This window comes from Microbulbifer sp. SH-1 (genome assembly GCF_011326135.1).
Classification (GTDB): domain Bacteria; phylum Pseudomonadota; class Gammaproteobacteria; order Pseudomonadales; family Cellvibrionaceae; genus Microbulbifer; species Microbulbifer harenosus.
Map to the genome: position 1 here is coordinate 4,012,607 of NZ_CP046948.1, position 24,372 is coordinate 4,036,978.

The 24,372-nt window shown below is 59.0% G+C and carries 18 protein-coding genes; 8 read left to right on the forward strand and 10 right to left on the reverse strand.

Features of this window, described 5'->3' with window-relative positions:
- Positions 1 to 2: 2 nt before the first annotated feature.
- Positions 3 to 2,903 (reverse strand): Gldg family protein, encoded by a 2,901-nt coding sequence (locus GNX18_RS16610; protein ID WP_166219501.1) that lies wholly within the window; start codon positions 2,901 to 2,903, stop codon positions 3 to 5.
- Positions 2,893 to 3,852, reverse strand: a complete 960-nt coding sequence (locus tag GNX18_RS16615) for an ABC transporter ATP-binding protein (protein WP_166219503.1) — start codon at positions 3,850 to 3,852, stop codon at positions 2,893 to 2,895. The genes GNX18_RS16610 and GNX18_RS16615 overlap by 11 nt, the downstream gene beginning before the upstream one ends.
- Before the next feature lie 570 nt (positions 3,853 to 4,422).
- On the opposite strand from GNX18_RS16615, the gene glnE reads away from it, so the two are divergent.
- The 3 genes from glnE to GNX18_RS16630 all read left to right on the forward strand — a co-directional run bounded on the left by glnE (position 4,423) and on the right by GNX18_RS16630 (position 9,810).
- Positions 4,423 to 7,287, forward strand: a complete 2,865-nt coding sequence (gene glnE, locus GNX18_RS16620) for a bifunctional [glutamate--ammonia ligase]-adenylyl-L-tyrosine phosphorylase/[glutamate--ammonia-ligase] adenylyltransferase (protein WP_166219505.1) — start codon at positions 4,423 to 4,425, stop codon at positions 7,285 to 7,287.
- Between the two features lie 196 nt (positions 7,288 to 7,483).
- Positions 7,484 to 8,443 carry a branched-chain amino acid transaminase gene (locus GNX18_RS16625; protein WP_166219507.1) on the forward strand — a complete coding sequence of 320 codons (960 nt, stop codon included), beginning with the start codon at positions 7,484 to 7,486 and terminating at the stop codon, positions 8,441 to 8,443.
- Between the two features lie 368 nt (positions 8,444 to 8,811).
- Positions 8,812 to 9,810 (forward strand): jacalin-like lectin, encoded by a 999-nt coding sequence (locus tag GNX18_RS16630; protein WP_166219509.1) that lies wholly within the window; start codon positions 8,812 to 8,814, stop codon positions 9,808 to 9,810.
- A gap of 77 nt (positions 9,811 to 9,887) precedes the next feature.
- Here GNX18_RS16630 and GNX18_RS16635 read toward each other — a convergent pair whose 3' ends face one another.
- Genes GNX18_RS16635 through GNX18_RS16650 form a run of 4 tightly spaced genes read right to left on the reverse strand, consistent with a single transcriptional unit; the run spans position 9,888 to position 14,803 of the window.
- Positions 9,888 to 11,132: a glycosyltransferase family 4 protein gene (locus GNX18_RS16635; RefSeq protein WP_166219511.1), complete on the reverse strand. Its 1,245-nt coding sequence runs from the start codon at positions 11,130 to 11,132 to the stop codon at positions 9,888 to 9,890.
- Positions 11,133 to 11,144: 12 nt separating this feature from the next.
- A complete protein-coding gene (locus tag GNX18_RS16640) occupies positions 11,145 to 12,515 on the reverse strand; it encodes a UDP-glucose/GDP-mannose dehydrogenase family protein (protein WP_166219513.1) in 1,371 nt (456 codons plus the stop codon).
- A 13-nt stretch (positions 12,516 to 12,528) separates the two neighbouring features.
- Complete coding sequence (locus GNX18_RS16645; protein ID WP_138235656.1) at positions 12,529 to 13,794, reverse strand: O-antigen ligase; 1,266 nt, start codon at positions 13,792 to 13,794, stop codon at positions 12,529 to 12,531.
- Positions 13,778 to 14,803: a glycosyltransferase gene (locus GNX18_RS16650; protein WP_166219515.1), complete on the reverse strand. Its 1,026-nt coding sequence runs from the start codon at positions 14,801 to 14,803 to the stop codon at positions 13,778 to 13,780. The genes GNX18_RS16645 and GNX18_RS16650 overlap by 17 nt, the downstream gene beginning before the upstream one ends.
- A 223-nt stretch (positions 14,804 to 15,026) precedes the next feature.
- On the opposite strand from GNX18_RS16650, the gene GNX18_RS16655 reads away from it, so the two are divergent.
- Positions 15,027 to 15,953 (forward strand): mitochondrial fission ELM1 family protein, encoded by a 927-nt coding sequence (locus tag GNX18_RS16655; protein ID WP_166219517.1) that lies wholly within the window; start codon positions 15,027 to 15,029, stop codon positions 15,951 to 15,953.
- Positions 15,950 to 17,005 (forward strand): glycosyltransferase family 4 protein, encoded by a 1,056-nt coding sequence (locus GNX18_RS16660; RefSeq protein ID WP_166219519.1) that lies wholly within the window; start codon positions 15,950 to 15,952, stop codon positions 17,003 to 17,005. The genes GNX18_RS16655 and GNX18_RS16660 overlap by 4 nt, the downstream gene beginning before the upstream one ends.
- Here GNX18_RS16660 and GNX18_RS16665 read toward each other — a convergent pair.
- Together GNX18_RS16665 and GNX18_RS16670 are read right to left on the reverse strand one after the other, a co-directional pair.
- A complete protein-coding gene (locus GNX18_RS16665; protein ID WP_166219521.1) occupies positions 16,992 to 17,660 on the reverse strand; it encodes a YrbL family protein in 669 nt (222 codons plus the stop codon). The two genes, GNX18_RS16660 and GNX18_RS16665, sit on opposite strands and share 14 nt — an antisense overlap.
- 10 nt (positions 17,661 to 17,670) lie before the next feature.
- The gene (locus GNX18_RS16670) at positions 17,671 to 18,789 is read right to left on the reverse strand and encodes a glycosyltransferase family 4 protein (protein ID WP_166219523.1); all 1,119 of its coding nucleotides are present in this window, start codon (positions 18,787 to 18,789) and stop codon (positions 17,671 to 17,673) included.
- Between the two features lie 173 nt (positions 18,790 to 18,962).
- Between GNX18_RS16670 and GNX18_RS16675 the strand changes: the two genes are divergently transcribed.
- Together GNX18_RS16675 and waaA are read left to right on the forward strand one after the other, a co-directional pair.
- Complete coding sequence (locus GNX18_RS16675; protein WP_166219525.1) at positions 18,963 to 19,877, forward strand: glycosyltransferase family 2 protein; 915 nt, start codon at positions 18,963 to 18,965, stop codon at positions 19,875 to 19,877.
- Between the two features lie 46 nt (positions 19,878 to 19,923).
- On the forward strand, positions 19,924 to 21,261 hold the full coding sequence (waaA, locus tag GNX18_RS16680; protein ID WP_138235649.1) for a lipid IV(A) 3-deoxy-D-manno-octulosonic acid transferase: 1,338 nt from the start codon (positions 19,924 to 19,926) through the stop codon (positions 21,259 to 21,261).
- An 89-nt stretch (positions 21,262 to 21,350) separates the two neighbouring features.
- Here waaA and GNX18_RS16685 read toward each other — a convergent pair whose 3' ends face one another.
- Both GNX18_RS16685 and GNX18_RS16690 read right to left on the reverse strand, forming a co-directional pair.
- The gene (locus GNX18_RS16685) at positions 21,351 to 22,244 is read right to left on the reverse strand and encodes a glycosyltransferase (RefSeq protein ID WP_138235648.1); all 894 of its coding nucleotides are present in this window, start codon (positions 22,242 to 22,244) and stop codon (positions 21,351 to 21,353) included.
- Between the two features lie 61 nt (positions 22,245 to 22,305).
- Entirely contained in the window at positions 22,306 to 23,142 is an 837-nt protein-coding gene (locus GNX18_RS16690) for a glycosyltransferase family 2 protein (protein ID WP_166219527.1), read from the reverse strand.
- 253 nt (positions 23,143 to 23,395) lie between these two features.
- On the opposite strand from GNX18_RS16690, the gene GNX18_RS16695 reads away from it, so the two are divergent.
- A complete protein-coding gene (locus GNX18_RS16695) occupies positions 23,396 to 24,295 on the forward strand; it encodes a glycosyltransferase (RefSeq protein ID WP_166219529.1) in 900 nt (299 codons plus the stop codon).
- The last annotated feature ends 77 nt before the right edge of the window (positions 24,296 to 24,372 follow it).

Genomic DNA, 24,372 nt, shown 5'->3' on the forward strand with positions numbered 1-24,372 from the left:
CCTCAGCCGGCCAGCAGCTGCTGATAGCGCTGCTGGCGGGCGCGGCTGCGCAGGGTCTGGATCAGGGCGACGATGCCCAGTGCCAGCAGCGCGGCAATGTAGTTCAGGGTTTCCCAGAACAGGCGGCTGTCCTGTTCCATCGGCGGCAGGGTGCGGTTGAAGTGGCCGCGCGCGCGGATGCCGAGCAGGCCCGCGTCCTCGAGAGACCAGTCCACACTGTTGGCCGCCAGCTGCAGGGTGTTGAGGTAGTCACCGCCGGCGGCCGCGCCGCTCATGCGCACCACCTGATCGCGCAGGAAGTCGTTGGAGGCGAACAGGATGATGCGCGCGGACTCCGGCGAGCGGCTGATCTGGCTGGGCAGGTTTTCCAGTTTGGTGGCGTCGCTCGCGCTGTCGGCTTCGCCTTCGGCCTGCTCTTCTGGCTGTTGGGCCAGCGGCAAGGGCTTGTCGGCAAAGTAGGAGTCAAAGCGCCCGGCACTCACCACACCCAGCAGCTGGGAGGCGCGCTTGCCCTCCGGGGTAAACGCGCTGATCTGCCCGTCCACATAGCGCGGCATCACGCTGGTACTGCTGGACAGCCAGGACTCGTCGGAGCTGTGCAACAGTGGAGTGATGGTGCGTTCTGTGGACTTCTCCTCGTCCACACGAATGGGTGAGGCCCAGCTCAGGGTGGCCTGGGGCAGGCTGCCGGTGATGGGGTTGTCGGCGTTGAGGCCGTCGCCGCGCACATCGATAAAGTAGGGGTAATCCAACATGCGCAGCTCCTGCAGCTGGAAGCCGCCCACATTGCGGGTCACCGGTACCGGGAAGGCGCTGTTCTGCGGATCCAGCACCAGTTGGTTGTCCACCTTCAGGCCCATGTGTTCGAGCCAGGGTTCCAGGCCGCTGTTGACCCGGTTCAGGCTGAGGCTGCGGTTGGAAAGGTTGGCGCTGTAGGGGGAAGTGGCGGCGATCACGGTGCCCCCCTGCATCAGGAACTGGTCGACGGCATACAGGGCCTTTTCGCTCAGGTTGCGCGGCGCCAGCAGCATCAGGATATCCGCATTGCCGGAAACGCGGCCGTCACTCAGGTCCTCGCGCTCCACATTCAGCTCGGCGCCGAGCAGGGTTTCCAGCTGGCTGAAGCGGGCACCGCCGCCCATACCCTGGCTGAAATCGTCCGCCGGCGTCACCAGCGCCACGGTCTTGGTAAAGCCGCTGGCGAAGCGCTTGATGCCCGCTTCCAGGTTGCGCTCGAAGGTGTCCGCGCTGAGGTCGTCCAGGGGAATCTGCACGATCTGGTCATCGCGGGCGAGGGTCAGGTAGAAATAGAAGGGGCGCCCGATCAGGCTCGCGGCCATGGGCTGGAAGCCGAAGTCCTCGGCGATCTGCTGTGCCACCATACCGCCGTCCGCTTGCGGGTCCACAAACTCGACGCTCAGGCGATCGCCGGCGTCCGCCTGCATGTTCTCCACGGATTCGCGGATGGCCTGTTTGAATTCCGCCAGCTGTTCGGGCAATTGCTCGTCGGCGGAAACATAGGCGGTAAACGCCAGCTTGCCCTGCACCGTGTCGAACAGGTTGCCCTCGCTCTGGTAGCTCTGCAGAACTTTCTTGATCGCGCGGGTGAGGTCGTATTCCGGGTTGCGCAGCTGCACGTCGATATCCGCCTCGCGCTCCGCATTCACCTCGATCAGATCGCGGAAGCCCAGTACCTCGTACTCGTCACCGTACTGCACCAGCACATCGAAATAGGAGCTGACGATGGAAGCCTGGTAGCGGTCCGCCACCTGGAAGGGCACCGGCGCTATGCCGTATTTGCGGTTGGCCTCTTCCTCCAGTTCGGGCTCTTGGGTCGGATCGATGATTTCCACCCGCACGCGGCCGTCGCCGGCCACTTCATATTCGCGCAGCAGATCGCGCATCTGTGGCACCAGCGGGGCGAGCAGCGGATGGGTTTTGCCGCTGAAATAACCGCGGATCAGCAGCGGCTCCTGCAGCTGGTTCAGATACTGCTCGGTGGCCGGGGAGATGGAATACAGGTTGCCCTCGGTCACATCCGCGCGCAGGGATTTCAATTGCCCCAGCCACAGGTTGGCCCCCAGGGCGTTGACCACCAGCAGCGCGGTAACCGTCTGCCAGGTCTGGCGGTGCTGGCGATCGCCGCCGGCGGCCCAGCGCTCGCGCTCCAGCACCAGCGTATTGAGGGCCAGGAACACCGCGCACAGGCTCAGGTAGTAATAGAGGTCCGGCAGATCGATGACGCCGCGGGTGATGGCGTCAAAGCGCGCACCGGTGCTGAGACTGCGCAGCCACTCGCCGGCGCTGTTGCCGAAAAAATCGGTGAGCAGCGGTGTGCCGACCAGGTAGAAAACCCCGCACAGGGCCGATGCCACAATCAGGCTGACGATCTGGTTGCTGGCGCGGGCGGACACGAACAGGCCGATACTCAGATACGCGGCACCCAGCAGAAAGGTGGCGAGATAACCCGCCCACACCGGGCCCCAGTCCAGCTCGCCGATCAGCGCCACGGTGATGGGCAGCGGCAGGGTGATGGCCAGCGCAATGCCGAGCAGCGCTAAGCAGCCGACAAACTTGCCCACCACAAACTGCCACAGCGGAGCGGGTTGGGTGAGGACATGTTCCAGCGTGCCTTTGGCGCGCTCGTCGCTCCACAGGCGCATGGTGAGCGCGCTGCTAAGGAAAATCAGCAGCAGCGGCATCCACTCGAACAGTGGGCGCACGTCGGCGATGTTGCGGGCAAAAAAGGCCTCGCCCCAGAAAAACACGAACAGGCTCACCGCGGCAAAGGTGGCGAGGAACAGATATGCCACCGGCGAGGCAAAAAACAGGGTGAGTTCTTTGGCGGCGACACGCTGGATCAGTTGTCTGCCGCTGACTTGAACGTTGGAATCAGGCCGCATCTTCCATTGCCTCCGTGTGTTGTTCTTTGTTGTTTTCATTTACCTGACGGAACAGGCTTTCCAGATCCCGCTGTTCCGGTTGCAGGCGGTAGAGTTCGCCGCCGGCGGCAATCAGCGTGCGCGCGATGATCGCGCTGGCGCTGCGCAGGTTGGCACCCTCTGCGAGGACGATGCGGAACTGCCCGGCAGTTTTCAGAGCCTCTACCCTGTGAATACCCTGCTCCTTGCCAAGGCGCGCGAGTACGTCGCGGGCATCGGTGGCGGAGGTCTCAAGCCAGATACTGTTGGCGCGGCGCAGGCGGTCGAGTTTTTCATCTACCGCGAGGCTGCCACTGTGAATGATCAGCACCCGGTCACACAGGGCTTCCACTTCCTGCATGATGTGGGTGGAGAGGATCACGGTGGCTTCGCGCGCGATGTCTTTTATCAGTGCGCGCATCTGCCGGGTCTGTGTCGGATCGAGGCCGTTGGTGGGCTCATCCAGGATCAGCAGCCGCGGGCGCCCGAGGATGGCCTGCGCGACGCCGACGCGCTGTTTGTAGCCCCGTGAGAGGGTGTGGATGCGCGCGTGCAGTTTGTCGCCGAGCTCCGTGGCTTTGATGGCGCGGCGGATTTCGTCGATTTTTTCCTGGCCGTCGAGGCCTTTCAGTGAGGCGGCGTAGTCGAGGTAGTCGGCGACGCTCATCTCTCCATAAACCGGAAGATTTTCCGGCAGGTAGCCCAATTGCCGTTGCAGGGTTTTGGGCTTGTCGGCCATGTCGATGCCATCAATCTTTACGCTGCCGGTATCCGGTTCCAGATAGCCGGAGAGCATTTTCATGATGGTGGTTTTGCCGGCGCCGTTGTGGCCGAGCAGGCCGACAATTTCGCCTTTGCCGATGTTAAAACTGACGCCGTCGACGGCTTTGAAGTCGCCGTAGCAACGGCTGAGGTGGGTGACTTCCAGCACCTTGTCCTCCTTTTGGTTTGGTTGTCAGGGGGTGGTTGGACTGCGTGAATAGTTTCGTGGCGGTGCCGCTACCGGGTACCGCCTTTTGAGACACGCCGTGAACCCGGCCCGGCCGTTCCGTGCACTCACGGCGCCTTCGGCCCATGGGGGCTCTTCTAAAACATCCCTGTTTTAGAAGGTCTCGCAAGGCTGTACCGGACAGTGACGCCTTCGCGCGAAGTTGAGTGGTAATAATTCGAAAGTGATTACGGTGGTGGACGCGAGATGGGCAGGTAGATGGGTACGCGTCGCATGGCGCGGCGACAGGTTGCCGCGGCCCGGAAGTTATGGGGGTGCTTGAGGTGAAGTGTGTAATCAGTCGAAATAGTCATGCTCGTAAAACGGGGTGGCCCGCAATAAAAACAGGGTTCTGACGAAAGATTGGTGGCAATGGATCGTCGGTTAGATAGGGTCTTCTAAAGAAAGTTCAAGAGCGCGGGCGCAGGGCGGCGAGGATTCCGGTGACGGCCAATGTATACTCAGGCTCTTACCGTAAAGATGGGCTGGAGCCCGTTCACAGGAGAAGCCCGGATGCCATTGACCGATCTCTGCCCCCCGCAACACCAATCCCTGTTTGCCCAGCGCTGGAATACCTGGAGCGCTGCAGTCGGTATGGAGGCTGCTGCGCAGGTTGAGTCTTTGCTGGCGGATAGAGCGAAGGCCATGAGTGTGGCCCGGGGGTTTGTGGGCTCGGATTTTTTTGTGCAGCAGTGCACGCGCCAGCCGGATCTGTTGCCGGCGCTGCTGGCGGAGGGCGATTGCGGCCTGGTGGCTCCCGCGCTGGATGAACTGGAGAGCGAGGAGCAGCTGGAGCGGGCGCTGCGTCGGTTGCGCAACCGGGTGAATGCGGAGGTAATCTGGCGGGATTTTGCTGGCCAGTGGGATATTCCCGCTGCCTGTGCGCGACTTACCGGGCTGGCAGAAGTGTGCATTCAAGCAGCGCTCGATTGGCACTGGCAGTCGCTGGTTGCGCGTCATGGGCAACCGCGCAACCGCGAGGGCGTCGCGCAGCCGATGATCGTGCTGGGCATGGGCAAGCTGGGGGCGCGGGAGCTGAACCTGTCGTCGGATATCGATCTGATTTTTGCCTACCCGGAACCCGGACAGAGCGATGGGCAGAGCCCGTTGGAAAACCAGGCGTTTTTCCAGCGCCTGGGCCAGCGGCTGATCAAGTCCCTCGACGCTACCACCGCCGATGGCTTCGTATTCCGCGTGGACATGCGTCTGCGCCCCTACGGCGACAGCGGTCCGCTGGTTAGCCACTACGCCGCGCTGGAGGACTACTACCAGACCCAGGGGCGCGAGTGGGAGCGCTACGCCATGATCAAGGCGCGCCCGGTGGCCATGAGTGGTGAAGGTGCGGCGGAGGCGGCGGAGGAATTGATGGAGCTGCTGCGCCCGTTTACCTATCGCCGCTATATCGATTTCAGCGTGATTGAAGCGCTGCGGGAAATGAAAACCCTGATCCAGCGCCAGGTGCGCGCGCGCGGCATGACCGACAACATCAAGCTGGGCCGCGGTGGTATCCGCGAGGTGGAATTCATCGCCCAGGCCTTCCAGTTGATTCGCGGCGGGCGCGAACCAGACCTGCGGGTGCGCAATATTCTCAAAGTGCTGCCGCTGCTGGAGGCCGGTGGGCATCTGCCCGAAGGTTGCGCGGCGCAGCTGCGCGAGGCTTATCTGCTGTTGCGCCGGGTGGAGCACGGCCTGCAGGCGGAAAAAGACCAGCAGACCCAGACCCTGCCAGCGGAGCCTGCGCGTCGCGAGCAGTTGGCGTTCGCTCTGGGCTATGCCGACTGGACGGCATTGGCGCGGGAACTGGCGGAAGCCCGCGCGGTAGTTGAGCGGGAATTCGACGAGGTGATCGCGCCGCCGGAAGAGAGTGGCGAGATCAATCCCAGCGAGCAGTGGCAGATGTTATGGGCCGGTTGCGCGCGTGCGGAGGAGCGGGATACCTGGCTGGAACAGTTGCATGAGGGCGGCTTTCAGCCCGCGTCCAAAGCACTGGAAATCCTCGCCGAGCTGCACGGAGACCGTATCGTTGCCGCGCTGCCGGCGTCCGGTCGCCAGCGTCTGGACCAGACCATGCCGCTGTTGCTGGCGGCGGCGTCCGAAGTGAGTGAGCCATTACTGGCGCTGGCGCGGGTGATGCCGCTACTGCGCTCGATATTGCGCCGCAGTGCTTATCTGGTACTGATCATTGAGAACCCGCCGGTGCTGGCGCAGCTGCTGCGGCTGTGCAGCGCTTCGCCGTGGATCGCCGAGCAACTGGCGCGCCACCCGATCCTGCTGGATGAAATGCTCGACCAGCGCCGCCTGTTGCAGCCGTCCACGGCAAAGGACATCGCCGACGATCTGCGCCAGCACATGCTGCGGGTGGACCCGGAAGACCTGGAGGCGCAGATGGAAGCGTTGCGCCATTTCAAGCAGGGGCAGAGCCTGCGCACCGCAGCCCAGGAAATTACCGGCGCGCTGCCGCTGATGAAAGTGAGCGACTCGCTGACCTGGCTCGCCGAGGCGATACTGCAGCAGTCGCTCGCGCTCGCCTGGCAGCAGGTGACGGAAAAACATGGTGCGCCGGCGGATACCAGCGCAGAGGAAATGCGCTTTGCCATCGTCGCTTACGGCAAGCTCGGCGGTCTTGAGCTCGGTCACGGCTCGGATCTGGATATCGTGTTCGTGCACGACGCCGAGGCGCAGCAGTACACCGACGGCGAGAGACCTATCGACAACCTGAGTTTCTACACCCGTCTCGCCCAGCGCCTGATTCATATTCTGCAGACCCGCACCCTGAGCGGTCCGCTGTATGAAGTGGATACCCGCCTGCGCCCATCCGGCAATTCCGGCTTGCTTGTCACCTCGCTGGCCGCGTTCGAGAAATACCAGCGAGAGAGCGCCTGGACCTGGGAGCACCAGGCGCTGGTGCGCACCCGTCCGGTGGCGGGCAGTGAACGCCTCGGCGCGGCATTCGAAGCGCTGCGAACCGACCTGTTGTGCTCCCAGCGTGACGAGCAGAAATTGCGCGATGAGGTGGTAGAAATGCGCAATAAGATGCGTGCACAGCTGGATAAGAGCAATGATCGGGAATTCGATCTCAAGCATGGTCGGGGCGGTATTGTCGATATCGAATTTATGGTTCAATATGCCGCATTGGCCTGGGCGCACGGCGCCCCATCAATCGTGCGATATACCGACAATATCCGCATTCTTGAGAGCCTCACCGAGGCGGGCCTGATGCCGGCCCACCAAGCCGAGCATTTGATCGACGCCTACAAAGCCTACCGATCAGAAGGTCATCGCCTGGCATTACAACAGCTGCCGGGGGTTGTATCCGGTGACCACTTCGAAGCGGAAAGAAAGACCGTTGAAAAAACCTGGCAGCAGATACTGGGCTGAAGCATCCCCCGGGAGAGTTTCCATAACCCGTGTCTAAATTGGCTGCCCGCTTAAACTGTTTTTCACTGGCTCTGTGCTGTAGGAGCCAGCCTGCTGGCGAACTGATTCGATCCTCCCGCTTGTTCCGGGCTCGATTTCCCTCCCCAGGCCTAGACTCCTACAGAGTGCGTAACTGAATTCTTGCAGGAGTTTCCCCATGTCTTTTGCCGATAGAGACGGCGTTATCTGGTTTGATGGTGAGCTGGTTCCGTGGCGCGATGCCCGTGTCCACGTACTCACCCACACTTTGCACTACGGAATGGGCGTGTTTGAAGGCGTGCGCGCCTATCAGACCGCCGACGGCGGCACCAGTATCTTCCGCTTGCAGGAGCATACCCGCCGCCTGTTCCGCTCCGCCAAGATCATGAACATGCCCATGCCGTGGGATGCCGAGCAGCTGAATGAAGCTCAGCGTCTGGTGGTGCGTGAAAATGGCCTGAAGGAGGCCTACCTGCGCCCGATGGCGTTTTACGGCTCCGAAGGCATGGGCCTGCGCGCTGACAAGCTTGAAACCCATGTAATTGTCGCCGCCTGGGAGTGGCCGAGCTACATGAGCCCCGAGGCCCGCGAGCTGGGTATCAAGGTCAACACCTCGTCCTACACCCGCCACCATGTGAACATTGCCATGTGCAAGGCGAAGGCCAATGGCAATTACATCAACTCTATGCTGGCGCTGCAGGAGGCAATCCGCAACGGCTGCGAGGAAGCCCTGCTGCTGGATCCGGAAGGCTACGTGGCCGAGGGCAGCGGTGAGAACTTCTTCCTGGTGAGCGACGGCGTGATCTACACCCCGGAACTGACTTCCTGCCTCGACGGGATTACCCGCAAGTCGGTGATCCAGCTGGCGGAGGAGTGTGGCTACAAAGTGGTGGAAAAACGCATTACCCGCGACGAGGTGTATATCGCCGACGAGGCCTTCTTCACCGGCACCGCCGCGGAAGTACTACCGATCCGTATGCTCGACGGCCGCACCATCGGTGCCGGCCGCCGCGGACCCATCACCAAGCGCCTGCAGCAGATGTACTTCGATGCGGTGCAAGGTAAGAGCCAGGCGCATATGGGGTGGCTCAGCGACGTGTTTAATGACGGAATCAATGAGCGTCTCGCCGCAGTTTAATCGTTCAAAGCTCTTCTCCGTGTAGGGGGAGAGCTTTTCGCCTTTCTTTTTTCTCTCTCTTTATTTCATTCCCTGAAATTTGTCTGTCTCTAAATATTAAGTTTCTCGATCTGAATTGGGGTCGTATTTTTCCACGGAGAGCAATACAGGATAGTGGTTCGGTCTATTAATTGCTTACATTTATTCTGTAGCTTCTGATACGTGAGTGCCAGTTCCGGAATTTTTCCGATACGTTCGTGCCTATTGCGCTGGTTCTGTCTGCATTTTTTGAAAAAACTTGCTAATCCGCAAAGATTGCGCTTTACGCGTCTAATTTCAATGCTTAGTATCCCGCCGCCTAAAATCATCAATGGAAGGTGAAACTATTTATGCGCAAGAGTATTTGTTTTTTTCTTTTTATTGTTTTTCCCGCTGTAGGGTTTGCAAAAAATTACTGGCAGGGACCTGTCGGCGGCACTGGGGGGAATTATTTTCAGACCGTTGTGGCGGATCATGAGCGTGTCTGTGGGGTTTATATTCGACATGGAAGTCGGATTGATGCGATTCAATTGAAAGTTTGCGACAACAGTGGAAATTCGTATCGTTCACAGAGATTTGGTGGGGGTGGCGGTAGTGAGTCCTTTTTTGCCATTTCCAGTGCTGAATATCTTAGTGGCTTGAAGGTCTACCTTGGTAGGCGAGATGGCGGTGAGCGCATTTTTGGGTTGCAGCTTGAAAAAAATAGAATTGGAAGCTCGTCTTCCTCCTCCAGAGTCACTTCACCACTCTACGGAACCAAAACAACTAAGCTTCTCATTCAGGATGGTGTGTCATATCAATCAATATCCCCCTTTGATTATTCCGTTCCGGGAATTGTGGGGCTTTTCGGGCGGGCAAACAAAGAGCTGGATGCAGTGGGTCTGGTGTTTTCTGATGGGCAGCGCGGCAATGATCCAGATAATTTATTGCGCACCGCTATCGGCGGGAAGAATGGAGTTTATGACGACTTTTTTCAATTTACCGATGGGAATATTTGCAGGTTTGATGTTCGCCATGGAAGTCGAATCGATGGCTTGAGGTTCAAGAAGTGCACTGATAATGGTGGTTCCTTATATTCCCCGTGGTACGGCGGTAGCGGCGGTTCGATAAGTAGTTTTATCCTTCAGGATGGGGAGTTTCTTGTTGCGATAAGGGGGTCGCTGGTTACCCGTAATGGTCGCGTTACACTATCTTCCATCTATTTTGTAACCAATAAAAGAGTGTCTCCGATATTTGGGGAGACTACATCTCGTGAATACAAAGTGGAAATTCCTGTGGGTAAGGCAGTGTATTTATTGCAGGTAGAGAGCAAGGATGAGATAACCTCCTTGGGGGTTTGGACTTTGTAAGTTCTGAGTATACGTATCCATTGGTCCGGCTGTGCAGGTTTACCTGTGCAGCCGAAGCGTTGATGTTTTCCTGCTTTTTAACTTGATTTTTTGTTTGCTTGCTTTTGGCCTTTCATTTTTTTGCACAGATCGTAGAAGTTGTCAGCTATGTCGTTACGGTTATACTTTTTCATCTGGTTAAACGCGAGCGCGACTTCCCTGTATGTTTGATTAATTGCCCAGTTTCTTATGGAGTTTGCCAGTGATTCAGGATCAGGAGGGAAGTACTCTATCGCTTTGTCGAGAGGGCTTTCGATTATGTAGTTGGAGGGGATTAGCGACGGTTTTCGATATCGTAAAATGTCGTTTTCAACTCCTGACATTTTGCTCTTGCCGTAAACTTCCCGATATTTTTTGAAGTGAGTATCAATCTTTATTGGAGCGATAAAAAAATCCACTGATGCCACCTTCTTTTCAAATTCCTCTGCTGGCACGTAATCAGTGCTGTAATCTAGGTGGAATCTGTCAGATGTCAGGCTCTCAAAGTTCCGGATAATATTGCCAACCTGCTTGTGTCCGGCGTTGCCCAGTAGGGTCAGTTTGACTCGTGGGGAGTTGGGGTCTTTCAGGTATTTTCTAAGCGCGCGGTAAACCAAAGTGAAGTCTTTCTTGCTGTTGGTCACTTTGCCAGTGATGGCAATATTGATTGTATCGCGTTGGTTGATGTCGGGGATTTTCCTGAGTTCTTTTTCTCCAAGGTAGCCAAAAGGCAACACCGGGTCGAGAATCTTTTGTGGGTCTACCCAGTTGTGGTCTTTGACATAGTGAGTGATGGTTTCATTAGGAAACATCACATAGTCAATTTTTTCAAATAGGCTTTTCCTGAGGTTCCACTCCCGGCCGATCAGCACTTTGCGCAACAGGTGGGAGAGTATGGCAGGGCTGTTTAATACCGGGTTCCGAAAGTGTCTGAGCGGGCTCAGGTCGCAGTGAGCATTGTGGATCCTGATGATCGCCGGAGCGGTAAAGCGAATGCGGTTTACCTCTTTCCAGTAACCGGCGACGGTATTGAAGTAGATGATGTCGGCAGATGCGAAGATCGGTGCCATTCTCTGTAGAAAATCGGCAATGTATTCTTCCGGCTTCTTGAGTTGAATATCAAGGCGCGGGTCACTGCCTGCTGAAGGCAGGCCAGAATCTTTGTAAACCTTGGGTATGGTGACAAGGGTTAGCTTGAAATTATTCAGCTTCAGGGTGTCGTAAAGATTCTTCAACAGTTCACCGTGGTGGTGCAATTCCAGCACCACCAGATGAATAATTTCAGGGTTGCCTTGTTCGGGCATATGGGACTTTCTCTAAATGGAACTCGGTTGCGTTGCTGGGGGGAGGCAGGCTTCAGCTCGCGGGCGCCCCACACAGAAATATTCAAACCCGGCTTCTGCCATATCCAGCGGATCGTAGAGGTTGCGACCGTCGAATACCACCGGCGTTTTCAGGCTGTCGCGTACGGTATTGTGGTCCAGTGATTTGAACTGCTGCCACTCGGTGGCAATGATCAGCGCATCCGCGCCGGACAGGGCGCTGTCGCGGGTGCCGCACAGTTGCAGGTCGTCGCGATTTCCGTAGATGCGCTCGCACTCGTGCATGGCTTCCGGGTCAAACGCGCGCACCTTCGCTCCCATCTCCCACAGGTTTTCCATCAGCACGCGGCTGGGTGCCTCGCGCATGTCGTCGGTGTTGGGCTTGAATGACAGGCCCCACAGCGCGAAGGTCATACCGGAGAGATCCTTGCCGTAGCGCTGCACGATTTTTTCCAGCAGGTAGTGCTTCTGGCGCTGGTTGCGCTCTTCCACCGCGTTCAGGACTTTGGGTTCGAGCCCCAGCTGGGTTGCGGTGGTTTTCAGAGCCTGCACATCTTTGGGGAAGCAGGAGCCGCCGTAGCCGATGCCGGGGTAGATGAAATGGTAGCCGATGCGCGGGTCGGAGCCGATGCCCTGGCGCACGGCTTCAATGTCCGCGCCCACTTTGTCGGCAATCACCGCCATCTCGTTCATGAAACTGATTTTGGTGGCGAGCATGCAGTTGGCCGCGTACTTGGCCAGTTCCGCGCTGCGCACGTCCATCACGATGACCTTGTCGTGATTTCGGTTGAAGGGCGCATACAGCTGGCGCATCTTCTGCTCGGATGCGTGTTCGCTGGTGCCGATAATGATGCGGTCCGGCTTCATACAGTCCGCCACCGCCGAGCCTTCCTTGAGAAATTCCGGGTTGGAAATCACATCGAACTCAAGGTTTAGCGCGTTGCGCTCCTGCAGTGTGCGGGTCACCTGCTCGCGTACCTTGTCTGCGGTGCCCACCGGTACGGTGGATTTGTTAATGATGTATTTCTTGCCACTCATGTGCTCGGCGATGGTGCGCGCCACTGCGAGTACGTAGCGCAGATCGGCGGAGCCGTCCTCGTCCGGTGGTGTGCCGACGGCAATGAAAATCAGGTCTCCGTGGGCGACGCCAGCGGCGGCATCGGTAGTGAAGTTGAGATTGCCGGATTCGTTGTTGCGCTTGACGATCGGTTCCAGGCCCGGCTCGAAGATCGGGATATGACCCTGCTTCAGGCGCTCAATCTTGTTTTCGTCGATATCCACGCAGGTAACCCGGTGGCCGGCTTCCGCCAGTACAGCGGCTTGTACCAGGCCCACATAGCCGGTGCCAAATACGGTAACGTTCATTTGTCAGAACCTGTTAATTTTGAAATTTTGGATTGGGATGATCGGCATTTATACGGCTGGTCAGCTGACTGCGTGCCAGCAAAACCGCCAGTGGTATCCAGTAAAAGAACCAGATATAGCTGGGTTTTACCAGGGGTTGTTGAGCGTAAATCAACATCGCGAGGACACCGAAACCAAGCCAAATAGCGTAGAGTCCGGGGATCCACTGGGTCCAGGTTCTACGGTGACGCATTGGCCAGGCAGCCGCAAATAATTGAGCCAGAGCAGCAGTAACGCCTATCAAGCCGGTAAAGCGTGCGATATCGAATAAGTAGTTGTGGGGGTGCGGCAGTACGGCTGGACCCAAATTAAGGAATTGCTTGTACATCAGGCCCGAGCCAACGAGCGGCGATTCGGCAAACTGATTGAAGGTCATGAGCCAGAGGTCGATGCGGGCGGAGTAGGCAATGTCTCGGTGTAAAAGAGGCAGGTCGCCGTATATAGCCAGATAGATAAGGGGCAGGGCGATGACTCCGCCGACCAGTAGCAGCGCCTTCAGCCAGCGAGAGCCGCCGCTGATTAGTGTTGCCAGAATTATGGCTACAAGCACCATCACAATCGGGATTTTCGTTTGTGATAACAGTATGTAAATGCAGCAGAGCAAGAGACCGGTCCAGGACAGCCAGCGCCAATACTTGCCTAATGTAAGACCGTAACAGCAAAAGAGTGCGAGGAAACCGTAAAGCATTCCGGTCTTGTCGATATCTCCTTCGAGCGATATGCCGCCAATACGGCGAAAACTCTCCAGGCCACCCGCTACTACATAATTAATTAAGGAAATTGCACAGGAAATGATCCCGATGGGGATCAGCCACTGGAAGATGCGAACTAATATTTTATCGCCATGCTTTTCCAGTGTCAGATACAGGGCCACGTAAAACAAAGCCAAATAAAGTGTGACTTTCAGGTAATAGGAAAACTCACGCTGAATATCCGCCTCTTCACTCGAAGCCCATAGCGAGGATATTGCCAGTAATAAAGGCAGGGTGCAGAAAACGACAAATTGCCATGACAGTAGAAAGGAAAGATCCCGCCTTGTCATCAATAACAAGAGTGCTGGGAGCAGCAACGTAAGATAAAAGGCTGTCTGGAGTTTGGCGACGTGTGGAACGACATAGAAACCGCACGCCAGGATAAGTAATCCCACCCCAGTTAATTTCAGCAATCCGGAAGCCCAGCGTTCGCTCCAGCGGTAATCGTTGGCGCAGGAGTCGAGAGTGATGCTATTTGATCCAGACATAATTATGGCTATACGGCAGGTGCATGGCGCTCTCGACGATGTATTGGGCGTAGAGCGTATTATTGATTTCACGGTGAAAGAAGTCGCGGCATCGCGCAGCCCAGTGCCGACGCTTATCGTCGTCATGATGGAATTCTAAAAGGCGTGCTTCCAGCGAGTCTTTACCGTCGAAATATACCAGTGTCTCCTCCGGCATGAAATCATCAAAGCGGGCTGCGGCGTGAGTGAAGACCAATAAGCCATTGCCGGCCATCTGTGCAATACGGGCAGAGGAGTACCACTGGTAGCCTTCCTGACGATTCAGGTTGAGGCCCATCTTGCTTGCGGCCAGCTTGTGTTCGTAATCGCGTCCCCACAGGGTAGGCTGATCGAACATGCCGGGTGTGTGGAAACGGAAATCCGCGGGCAGGTGCTCACGGAGCTCACTGACCAGCTGGCCGCGTTCGGTGTATTGGTGTGACTTGCTACAGAACAGCAGGTCGGTCTGCAGCCGCGGGTCGTCGGCCGCCAGTGCACTGGCGTCCGCAGTCTCCACCGCTGGGTCCACTGGATTGGGCATATGCCAGAGGCTTGCGCGTTTACCTTTGAAAATCTGCAGATCGTCGACGCCGGTGGACACAAACATAGCGTCGGCGATTTCACAGCGCTTTGCGATGTTGGCAGCATTCGTGGGCACGAACAGTGGGTCGTTGTTGCATGCGGCAATGACGATGTCCGGGTGCCGCTGCCGAATTGTTGCGAATGTCTCATTGTCGATCAGGTCGCAGTGGCCGATCACAACCAAATCGGGCTCGAAGGCCTCCACTGTCTGCAGCAGGCGCAGGTTGGTTTTCTTCCTCCCCAGTTCGCGGATGCGAAGCGGCGCCTCGAATGCGGCGACGTCACGGTCACTGAACGCCAGAACATTGTGACCGGCGCGTACCAATCCCGTGTATAGCTTGAGGGCCCAACTGACGCGTGTGTGACCGTATTTTCGCTGCTGGTGATTGTCGACGTGGATGATGCGCATGGAGATTTTGTCGGTGATGAGCCGGTAGGGGGGCCGCTGCGGAGAGAGTGGGCATTATACTGACGACCTCGATGCGAGCAAATTGAAGGTATGTTTCCGGCAGGTTTGATGCATTACCTCGGCGGACTGAGTTAGCATGCGCCGGAAAGCTGGCTTCGGGTGCTGATATTCAAAGCGAGATGCACTTCTCAACGGCCATTTGCGGGAATCTGGAGAACTACTGTTGCGGCTCATCATCTGGCGTTTTCTCGACGGCAATCGCGCCCATGAAAAACAGAGTGCGGCTCTGGTCAGCGGGCTGCGCAGTTGTCTCGGCTCGGACTCGGTGGATTGCCACGACCTCCACTGCCTCGAGTTAAGCATCTCATTGTGGCGTGGGCTACCTGAACAGCTGCACCAGTTGCCTAAACCGGACCTGATCGTGGGTGCCGGTCACCGTAGTCACTGGCCTATGTTGCGCGCCCGTCGCCAATTCGGTGGTCGCAGTGTGGTAATCATGCAGCCAAGCCTCCCTCTGCACTGGTTTGATTTTGCCATTATTCCTGAGCACGACCGCCCGCCGCCTCTGGAGAATGTGATTCTGACCCATGGTGCACTTGCCGAGCCATTGCCGGATCTGGAGCCGGAAGCTGGGCGCGGCCTGCTGCTAATCGGCGGACCCAGCAGGCATTACCGTTGGGATACACAAGCGGTGGCTACCACCGCGGATCGACTTTTTGAGCAACCCTTGCGTTGGGTAGTGTCGGACAGCCGCCGCACACCTGCAGACACGCAGGCAATCCTGGCCGGCAGCAAGGCCGAGTTTTACAGCTGGCGCAGTTGCCCGCCCGGGTGGCTGGCGGAGCAAATGGCGAGGTCGGCACAGATATGGGTGACCTCGGATAGTGTGTCGATGATCTCTGAAGCCCTGCAGAGTCGCGCCAGGATCGGCGTCATCCCGTTGCCGAGTCGCACCAGGGCTAACAAGGTGCGCAGCGCCGTGCAGCGCTTCATGGATCTGGGGCTGTTGAGCGATCGCCCAGAGGAGATTGGCGGTGCCTGGGCGCCGCGGGAGCCGTTCAATCAGCAGATAGTCTGTGCGCGGGCACTGTTGCGTCGCTGTGGCCTCAACACATTGAAACAGGTGGAAGCGGACGGGCAACTGTTGTGATCGTTAGTTCAGACATCGTTCCGGTAGAATCACCTCTGCGCATTTGTCACCTGTTTACCAGCCAGGAGACGGGCGGGCTGGAAAAGCATGTACAAGAGCAGTGCCAGTGGCAGTTGGAGAGCACGGATGCCGAGATATTTGTAATCGCGCATCCGAGATATCGAGCCATGTTTCCCGAGGGGGTGCGGTTTCTGCCGATGAATACGGACCGCAGCCGCCGCAATCCAGTGCTGAATCTTGCCCTGCTACGGCAATTGCGTCGCTACCGCATCGACCTGGTTCATGCTCACGGCGGTAAACCCGCCCACTTGCTGTGGAACCTGCGACGTTTTCTGCGGGCGCGGGTGGTGATTACCCGTCACAACCGACACCACCCCAAAGACAAGATTGCTCGCCATTTTGAGCACCGCATTGCGGTCAGCCTCAAGACGGTTGCGAACTCTTCTCTGGACTGGACGATTATTCCCAACGGCACCCGCTTGCCGTCCGCCGGTGAGCATCACTGTGACCAAGTTGACTGCAATCGCGCAGTGGTGATCTCGGTGGCGCGTCTGGTGCCCGCCAAAGGCGTAGATGTCCTGCTGCGGGCGTGGTGTCGTGCTCAAGTGAACAGCGCTGTGCTCTATATACTGGGCGACGGTCCTGAGCGTGCGGCGCTGGAGGCGTTAGCAGCGGAGCTGAACCTGGAAGAGAGTGTGCGTTTTATGGGGTATCAGCGGCAGGTGGCGGATTGGTACCGCGCTGCCGACCTGACGGTAATCGCTTCGCGTTATGAAGGCGGCCCCTATACGGTGGCGGAAGCGTTGCTGGCGGGGTGCCCGGTTGTGTCGACGGACGTGGGCTATGTGGCGGAAAATATCCCGGCGCAGTATCTGGTTCAAATAGAGGATGTCCCTGCGTTGGCGGTACGTCTGACTGCTGCTCTGGGAGACGTTGAGCGATTGCGTGGCGAATTTGCGCCCTATATTGCCCGTGCCCGCAACAGACTTACTCTAGAGGCTATGGCTGGGGAAACCTGGAAAGTCTACCTGCGTGCTCTTAGCGGCGACTGAGTTTTTCCGCCTGTGCCCATGATAGTGAACGGTCGGAAACTTCCCAGTGAATGCGTTTCCACATTTTCTCGATACGGCGCTCGATATAGCGCCGGCGGGAAAAAGCGAAATACTCCGCAAATGGCAGGAAGGCCGCACTGCCGAGGCCGTCAATCAGAAACAGCTCCGGTTGGCCGTGGCGATGGCTTAGCACCAGATTGTGCGGCAGCAGGTTTTTGGTCAGTACACCGGTGGCGCGCAGCCATTGTGAAAAGCGCGCCAGCGCGCCGCGGATCGTGTCGTCCAGTCCGTACTGCTGCAGGTAATTTTCCAGCGTGATGCCGGGTGCTCCGTCCGCATCCAGAATCAGCTCAGACACCGCGCCCACGCCGATACTCGTGTCCTCCACGCCATACCAGCGCGGCAGGTGCGCCCACACCGGGCTCGCCGGCTCCGCATTGTTTAGCACCTTCTGCCGGTAGCCATCCACTTCGCGCGCGTTGTCGTCGAACTGACGGTCACTGCCCAGCGCCTTATACCAGGGAGCACGTCTGCGCAGCTCGGCGACGCGCCCGGGTCGCATCACCTTTACGCAGCGATCCGCGAACTGCGGGTGGCGGTAGCAGTGGCGGTTGCCGCCGGAGGCGAATGGTTCGGCGTTGGTAAGGTCGATCAAAACGTCAGCTCTATGGGTGTGATGGGCGCTGTTCTAAAAGACGCTGGTACAGCGCCATGGTGCGTTGCGCCAATGTGTCCAGGGTGAACTCCGCCGCGAGGTGTGATAGCTGCGGATTCGCGAGCAGGGCGCGGGTTTTCTCAAGCAACTGCCTGCCGTTGCCGTTTTCCACCAGCCCCTGTGGGAAGCACGCACGCAGCGATTCCGCCGGTCCGCCGATGTCGTAGCCGATGATCGGCTTGCCCATGGCGGCGGCCTCAATCACTGTGCGTCCGAAGGGTTCGGGTTTTTTCGACAGGTTGAATACCAGTGCTGCGTATCGGTACCACTCGCGGATGTCGCTGCGGTGTCCGGTGAAGGTGATTTTGTCGGCGACACCGAGTTCTGCCGCCAATGCGTGCAGTTCCTCGGCGAAATGCTCTTTGTTTTTTTCCGCCCCGCCGAGCACGATCCCGTGGATGTCCGGTTCCTGGCGCGACAGCGCGGCGATCATGTGGATGAAATCTTCCTGTCCCTTCCAGCGGCTGAGACGTCCGGGCAGTAATAACCAGCGGCGATCACGCAACGCTGGGAATTCCCCCAAGGTGTTTTCCAGCCAGTCCACCGGCGGCGGAGTATCTGTGGAAAACTCCTCGGTATCCACACCGCGGTAGATCACCTCTGGCTCTGCGCGCAGGTCCGCGGCGTAATTCGCCAGCAAATAACTCTTCACGCAGTCCGAGATGGCGATTACCTGTTCGGCCTTGGCCATGATCGCGCTGTAGCGGTTGATGGAGTAGAGACCGTGGGCGGTGCTTATCAGGCGCGGGCGGGTGCGCGGGTCGAGTTTGTTCCAGGCGAGCCAGGTAAGCCAGGCGGGTACTCGCGAGCGCACGTGCAGAATATCCGGCTGCAGTTCGCGGATGAGCCGGCGCAGTGGGCGCACCTGCAGTAGGCTCGCGAGCGATTTTCTGTGAACCGGCAGCGCGATATGCCGGCTGCCTTCCATTTCCAGTTGCTGCACCAGGCGCCCGCCACTGGAGATGACGATGGAGTCGTGGCCCGTGCGCACCAGGGCGCGGGCCAGGTCCAGGGTGCCCCGTTCCACACCGCCGGAATTGAGGGCGGGCAGTAGCTGGATGACTTTCATTGATGGGGGTCCGTGCGGGCGCGAAGTGGAGAGAATGGTGCTATGTAATCCGCGCAGAAGTATACCGATGTAGTCATGTTCGCGCAAAAAATAGCCATTCTAGACATCCCGGAATTGGGGGTATAGTCTGCCGGCCCTGGTTTGAGGGAGCCGCATGCTCCAGAGGGGCGGAATTGGATAGGTTACTGAATATCGGTGTCTGTAGTTATCGGCGACCGGATCAACTGAGGCGTCTGCTGCAAAGTTTCGCAGGTATGAGAGTTCCCTCAAGCCTGCAATTGCTTGTCACCGTGATCGACAATGATCCCGCCGGCAGTGCGCAACCGGTGGTTGCCGAAATGAAGGCGTCGTTGCCTTTCTCTCTCGGCTATTGCCATGAAATGCGCAGGGGTATCCCCTGTGCCCGCAATCGGGCAATCGCGGAGGCGCTCATCGCTGAGGCTGACTACCTGGTTTTCGTGGACGATGACGAATGGGTCGAAGTGGACTGGCTGGAACAGCTTTATAATTACGCCCTTTTAAAAGACGGCGCGGTTATTTGTGGGCGGGTCAAAGCTGAGGTGCCAGAGGGAACTCGAGCGGTGATGGCTGAGTTCTTCGAGCGCAAGGTATATCCGACAGGTGCGCGGCGCGCCTATTGCGCCACGAACAATGTACTTATCCCAATTGCGGTGGTGCGAGACCTCAGCTTGCGTTTTGACGAAAGTCGCCCTTTTGCGGGAGGGGAAGATACTCTCTTTTTCACCGAGGTCTCGGCGAGGGGAGTTGAAATTCTCTACTGCGCAGAAGCGGTGGTCCATGAGGTAATTCCAGCAGAGCGGATATCGGTGCGCTGGCAGTCCCGCAGAAAATTTGCGGCGGGAACGACACAAGCGGTGCAGAAGCGTGCCTGCGGTCGTGGCCGCATGGGGATCATTCAGTCCGGTGTGGCGCAGTTGCTGGGAGCCTTGATCAGTGCGCCTTTGTACTTCGCAACAGGGCGGACAGACAGCGGGTATCGCAGCTGGTTAAAAGCCTGCCGCTCAGCCGGGTTGATCGGCGGTGCAATCGGGGTTCGATCTGATTTTTATCGCCAAATTGCTGAATAGCAAGGTTAACGTAGTCTTGTCACGATTGGGTGCAACAACATACTAGATGCGTCATCTATACACTTGGTTTTTCCGCCTCACACTCCCGCTGATGCTACTGCATCTGTGGTGGCGCGGCCGCGCTGACCCCGCTTACCGCAAGCGCTGGAGCGAGCGCTTCGGGCTGGTGCCGTCGCGCCCGGGTGCCCGCCGCCGCTGGCGCGAGCGTTTCGGGGTGGTGCCGGACCGCGCGAGCCGCGCGCCGCTGATCTGGATTCACTCGGTATCGGTGGGGGAAACGCTTGCGGCCATCCCGCTGATCAAGGAACTGGCCGCGCGCCATCCGCGCTGGCAGTGGTTGGTAACCACCACTACCCCCACCGGTTCACAGCGGGTGCACGATGCACTTGAACCCATCCTCAATGGGCGGCTGCTGCACTATTACCTGCCGTTTGATCTGCCGGAATGCCTGACCCCGTTTCTGGATGCGCTGCGCCCGAACATTCTGGTGAGCATGGAAACGGAGCTGTGGCCGAATCTGTTGGCGATCTGTGATAAGCGCGGTATCCCTGCAGTACTTGTGAACGGTCGTCTCAGCGCCAAGTCTGCGAAGGGGTATGGGCGTTTCCCGGGGCTCGCCCGGGACATGATGAAAAATCTCATGAAGGTGGTTGCCCAGTATCCCGCGGATGCCGATCGCTTTGTCGCCCTGGGAATGCCGTCAGACAGGGTGGTGGCTGTAGGCAATATCAAGTTCGACCTGCATATCGGCTCCGGACTGGAGAGCGAGGCGCAGGTATTGTCGCATCAGTGGCGCGGGGCTGCGAAACGGCCTGTGTGGCTCGCCGCCAGTACCCACGGCGGCGAGGACGAGCCGGTGCTTGAGGCTCACCAACAACTGTTGCGGGAGTTTCCCGACCTGCTGCTGGTACTGGTGCCGCGCCATCCGGTGCGTTTCGACAGTGTGGCGCGCCTGTGCCGCGAGCGGGGGCTTTCCGTAGTGCGGCGCAGTGACGGGCGCCCGCCCGCGGCCGGTGATCAGGTGTTACTGGGAGATTCCATGGGGGAGCTGCTGCGCTTCTACGGTGCGTGCGATGTGGCCTTCGTGGGGGGTAGCCTGGTGCCGGTAGGGGGGCACAATATGATTGAGCCGGCGGCCTGGGGTGTGCCGGTAGTGTGCGGCCCGCACCTGCACAATTTCAGCACCGTTGCGAGCCTGATGCAGGAAGCCGGCGGTCTGGCAGTGGTGAACGATGCCTCGCAGCTCGCGGCGCAGCTGGCCCAGTGGCTGCGGGACGCCGCGCTGAGGGAAGAGGCCGGTGCTCGCGGCCGCGCGGTGGCAGGGCAGAACAGTGGTGCGCTGGCGCGCACCGTGCAGGAAGTTGAATCCATGATGCCTCGCTGAGCCGGTGTGTTCCGGCAAACGCCGCACACAAACGAAAAGGCCGACCGCTTCCGCGGTCGGCCTTTTTCATTATCGGGGAGTTGTGCCCGCTACTGGCTCTTGTCCGTCGCCTTGCGCACGCTGCTGCGGATCTGGGTATTGAGCCTGCTGCCGGTGTATCGCCCCTTGCTGATATGGCGGATGCGGTAAACCCCCGGGATTTCCAGCGGTGTGCCCTGAGTGCCCAGCAGCCAGCGGAAAGCGCGGTCCTCGTGGGCTTTGCACCAGCTGTCAGCGGGCTTTTGGTAGTAGGCGAGGCAGTCGCAGTAACCGCCGGCGCGGGCCACGTCGCCGTGGGCAATCTGCAATGGGCCTGTGGCGCGGTCGCGCGTCTGCTCCACAAAGCGCGTATCGTCGATGTCGGCGATACGCAGTTCCGCCGGATCGAAGTTCAGCATGGGATCGTCGTCGGCCAGCAATGAGGTGATGCGCTCGCGGGATGGGAACACCAGGCTGTCGCGGCGACCCTGTAGCAGGTCTGCCAGCTGGTCGATGCAGTTCTCGCGGAACATCAGGTCGCAGTCGGTGAACCAGATCCAGTCGGCTTTAGTGGCGAGTGCGGCCTGATTGCGGCCGATGGCGCGGCGGAACAGGGACTCTTTGGGCAGTTCACACCAGTTCCAGGTCACACCGGGAACCTGCTGGTGGCCGATAAAATCGAGCACCGCCGCGGTGCGGGTGTCTTCGCTGTTGTAGTAGACGGTCATGGTGACCGTCGCTTTGGTGGGCGGGAACAGCGCCAGCGAGCTCAGCTGGTAAATCAGGAAATGCGAGTACTGCCAGCAGTGGCTGACAATCTCGATATCCAGCACACCGGTGCGCGCCGCGCGCTGTGTTTCCGTCGGCAGCGGTTTCTGGAACAGGGACGGCGGCACCAGGCCGCTGGCGGCGAGGCGCAGGAAACGGCTGACGAAAGGGTCGGACCAGTGTTTGTGACTTGTCATGGGCGTTCTGAGTTAATTGGCGTTCGGGGTTATTCGGGGCGCGGATTATTCAGGGGGCGCACTATTCAGGTTGGTAGCCACTTTCCAGCAACTGGCGGATTCCCTGCGGGGTTTCAATGACGCCCTCTCTGGCGACTCGCAGACGCAGTGCCTTGTTGCGTGCCACGATCGCCGGATCGGCGTAGCCCCGCGGGTGATCCAGATGCACGCAGATGGCGTCGAAACGCACATGTCGCGGCCTGATGCCGGCGTTTTCCAGGCGCACACCGAATTCGCGGTCGAGCCCGCCCCAGGCCATGCGTTCGTCGAAACCATTCACTTTCAGGATGTCGGCTTTCCAAGCGGACGCATTGGAGCCCTTGAGGTTGCACGCGGTGGGGGTGAGGCGATTGAGCAGCGGTGCCCAGCGTGCACTGGCGCGAAGTTTCAGGGTCTTGCGGCGGGTTTTGAGGCCGTTGGCGCGCAGCCAGGCATAGTCGAAGCAGCGCCCGGAGAGAATGTCGTCTTTGGTGATGGCTTCGCTGGTGCTCATGGGCAGCTTGAAGTAACTGCCGGAGAGAAAGTAGCCCGGCGCGGCGCGGCGCTTGTGTACCGCGAGGAAGTCCGCGCGCGGAATACAGTCGCCGTCGGTGAAGACGATGTAGTCGCCGCGGGCGTGGAGGATTGCCTTGTTGAGAATCCGGCACTTGCGAAATCCGTCGTCGCGCTGCCACACATGGCGGATATCCAGCCCGGTCTCCTCCCGCAGCCGCGCCACCAAGTCACCGGTTTCCGGGCGCGAGCCGTCGTCGGCGACGATCACTTCCAGCGGCATTTCCGTCTGGCAGCTGTAGCCCCACAGCACTTTTTCCAGCCATACGGGGGAGTTGTAGGTGGTCATGATGACGGACAGGTTCATGGATATTCCGAGTGATTCCGCTGTTACTTTACCGCCGCCGGGGGCGGGCCGGGGAATTTAACCCATTGCCAAGGGTATTGCGACCGTCCAACTGGCCCCATTGGCCTGAGGCGTGGGTTCATCCGGGTGTCATCTGGCGTTGCCACGCTATGGCGGTGCAGTTGTGGCTGGGAGCGATAAGTCACGGCAGTGGCAGGCAGCTTTTGGTATGCTGCGCCGGCCCAGCAAACTGCACTGTGTAAGCCGAGAGCCCATGCATATTTTTGTTTTTTCCTTCAATCGTGGCCCGTTTCTGGAGAACTGCGTCCGCTCCATTGAGGCCTGCGCGCCGCAGTGCAGGTTGACGGTGATCGACGACGGCAGCAACGATCCGGAGACCCGCCGGATACTGGCGGACATTGCCAGGCGCCATGAGGTCATCGACAAGACCGCGGACTCCGGCCACAAACTCGGTGGCCTCTACGCGAATATGCAGGCCGCGTTTGAGATGGCCGCAGACGACCAGTTGATGTGCTTCCTGCAGGACGACACCCAGATGGTGCGCGCACTGTCCGATGAAGATGTGCAGGACCTGCGCCGGAGCTTCGAGCAGCAGCCGGATCTCGGTTTTGTTTCGCCGGCCTTTGTGCGCGGCTTTTCCCTGCGCAAAAAAGCCGATCGGGATTTTCGCTTTGACCGCGAGCGCGGCTACTGGTTCTGGTATCCACAGAAGCGCTCCACCGGCACCTGGTTTTCCGCGCTGCTGATTGCCGACCCCAAGCGTTTGCGGCAGGTGGAGTGGCGCTTTGAGGTGGGGGAGTCGGTAAACAACCGCAAGGCGGCACAGCTGTTCTGCCGCATGGCGCGCATGCGCGCGCCCTTTTCCATGTGGCTGCCCAATGGGCGCGCCTACCGCGGCAAGCAGAAGTCGCTGGCGCTGCGCTTTGGGGAGTGGTCGCGCCGCTGCGGCCTGTATCCGCTGCAGATTATGCCGGATAGCGAAGTGCAGGCGCTGAAGCAGGCGGATCCCGTGCGTCTGCCAGTGGCGGAAGATTGGCTCAAAACGACCCGTGGCGAGTTGAAAACGCCCTGGGCTTACGACCCCATGCAAGGCGCCGGCTGGTTAAAACTGCTGGACCGTCTGGAGCGCAAACTACGCGGGCTGTTCGGCTGATCGGGACGGGCGCGCTATTGGGGGCTGGCGCGGACAGCGGTAGAATGCGTAGGACTTTTGTTTCCAAAATAAGACCT

Bases quoted from the DNA above. Each gene is read 5' to 3' on its own strand.
- waaA (WP_138235649.1), top strand. From the start codon at position 19,924: ATGCGTCATCTATACACTTGGTTTTTCCGCCTCACACTCCCGCTGATG.
- glnE (WP_166219505.1), top strand. From the start codon at position 4,423: ATGCCATTGACCGATCTCTGCCCCCCGCAACACCAATCCCTGTTTGCC.
- GNX18_RS16650 (WP_166219515.1), bottom strand. From the start codon at position 14,803: ATGCGCATCATCCACGTCGACAATCACCAGCAGCGAAAATACGGTCAC.
- GNX18_RS16670 (WP_166219523.1), bottom strand. From the start codon at position 18,789: ATGAAAGTCATCCAGCTACTGCCCGCCCTCAATTCCGGCGGTGTGGAA.
- GNX18_RS16635 (WP_166219511.1), bottom strand. From the start codon at position 11,132: ATGCCCGAACAAGGCAACCCTGAAATTATTCATCTGGTGGTGCTGGAA.
- GNX18_RS16640 (WP_166219513.1), bottom strand. From the start codon at position 12,515: ATGAACGTTACCGTATTTGGCACCGGCTATGTGGGCCTGGTACAAGCC.
- GNX18_RS16645 (WP_138235656.1), bottom strand. From the start codon at position 13,794: ATGTCTGGATCAAATAGCATCACTCTCGACTCCTGCGCCAACGATTAC.
- GNX18_RS16695 (WP_166219529.1), top strand. From the start codon at position 23,396: ATGCATATTTTTGTTTTTTCCTTCAATCGTGGCCCGTTTCTGGAGAAC.
- GNX18_RS16625 (WP_166219507.1), top strand. From the start codon at position 7,484: ATGTCTTTTGCCGATAGAGACGGCGTTATCTGGTTTGATGGTGAGCTG.
- GNX18_RS16630 (WP_166219509.1), top strand. From the start codon at position 8,812: ATGCGCAAGAGTATTTGTTTTTTTCTTTTTATTGTTTTTCCCGCTGTA.
- GNX18_RS16610 (WP_166219501.1), bottom strand. From the start codon at position 2,903: ATGCGGCCTGATTCCAACGTTCAAGTCAGCGGCAGACAACTGATCCAG.
- GNX18_RS16685 (WP_138235648.1), bottom strand. From the start codon at position 22,244: ATGACAAGTCACAAACACTGGTCCGACCCTTTCGTCAGCCGTTTCCTG.
- GNX18_RS16690 (WP_166219527.1), bottom strand. From the start codon at position 23,142: ATGAACCTGTCCGTCATCATGACCACCTACAACTCCCCCGTATGGCTG.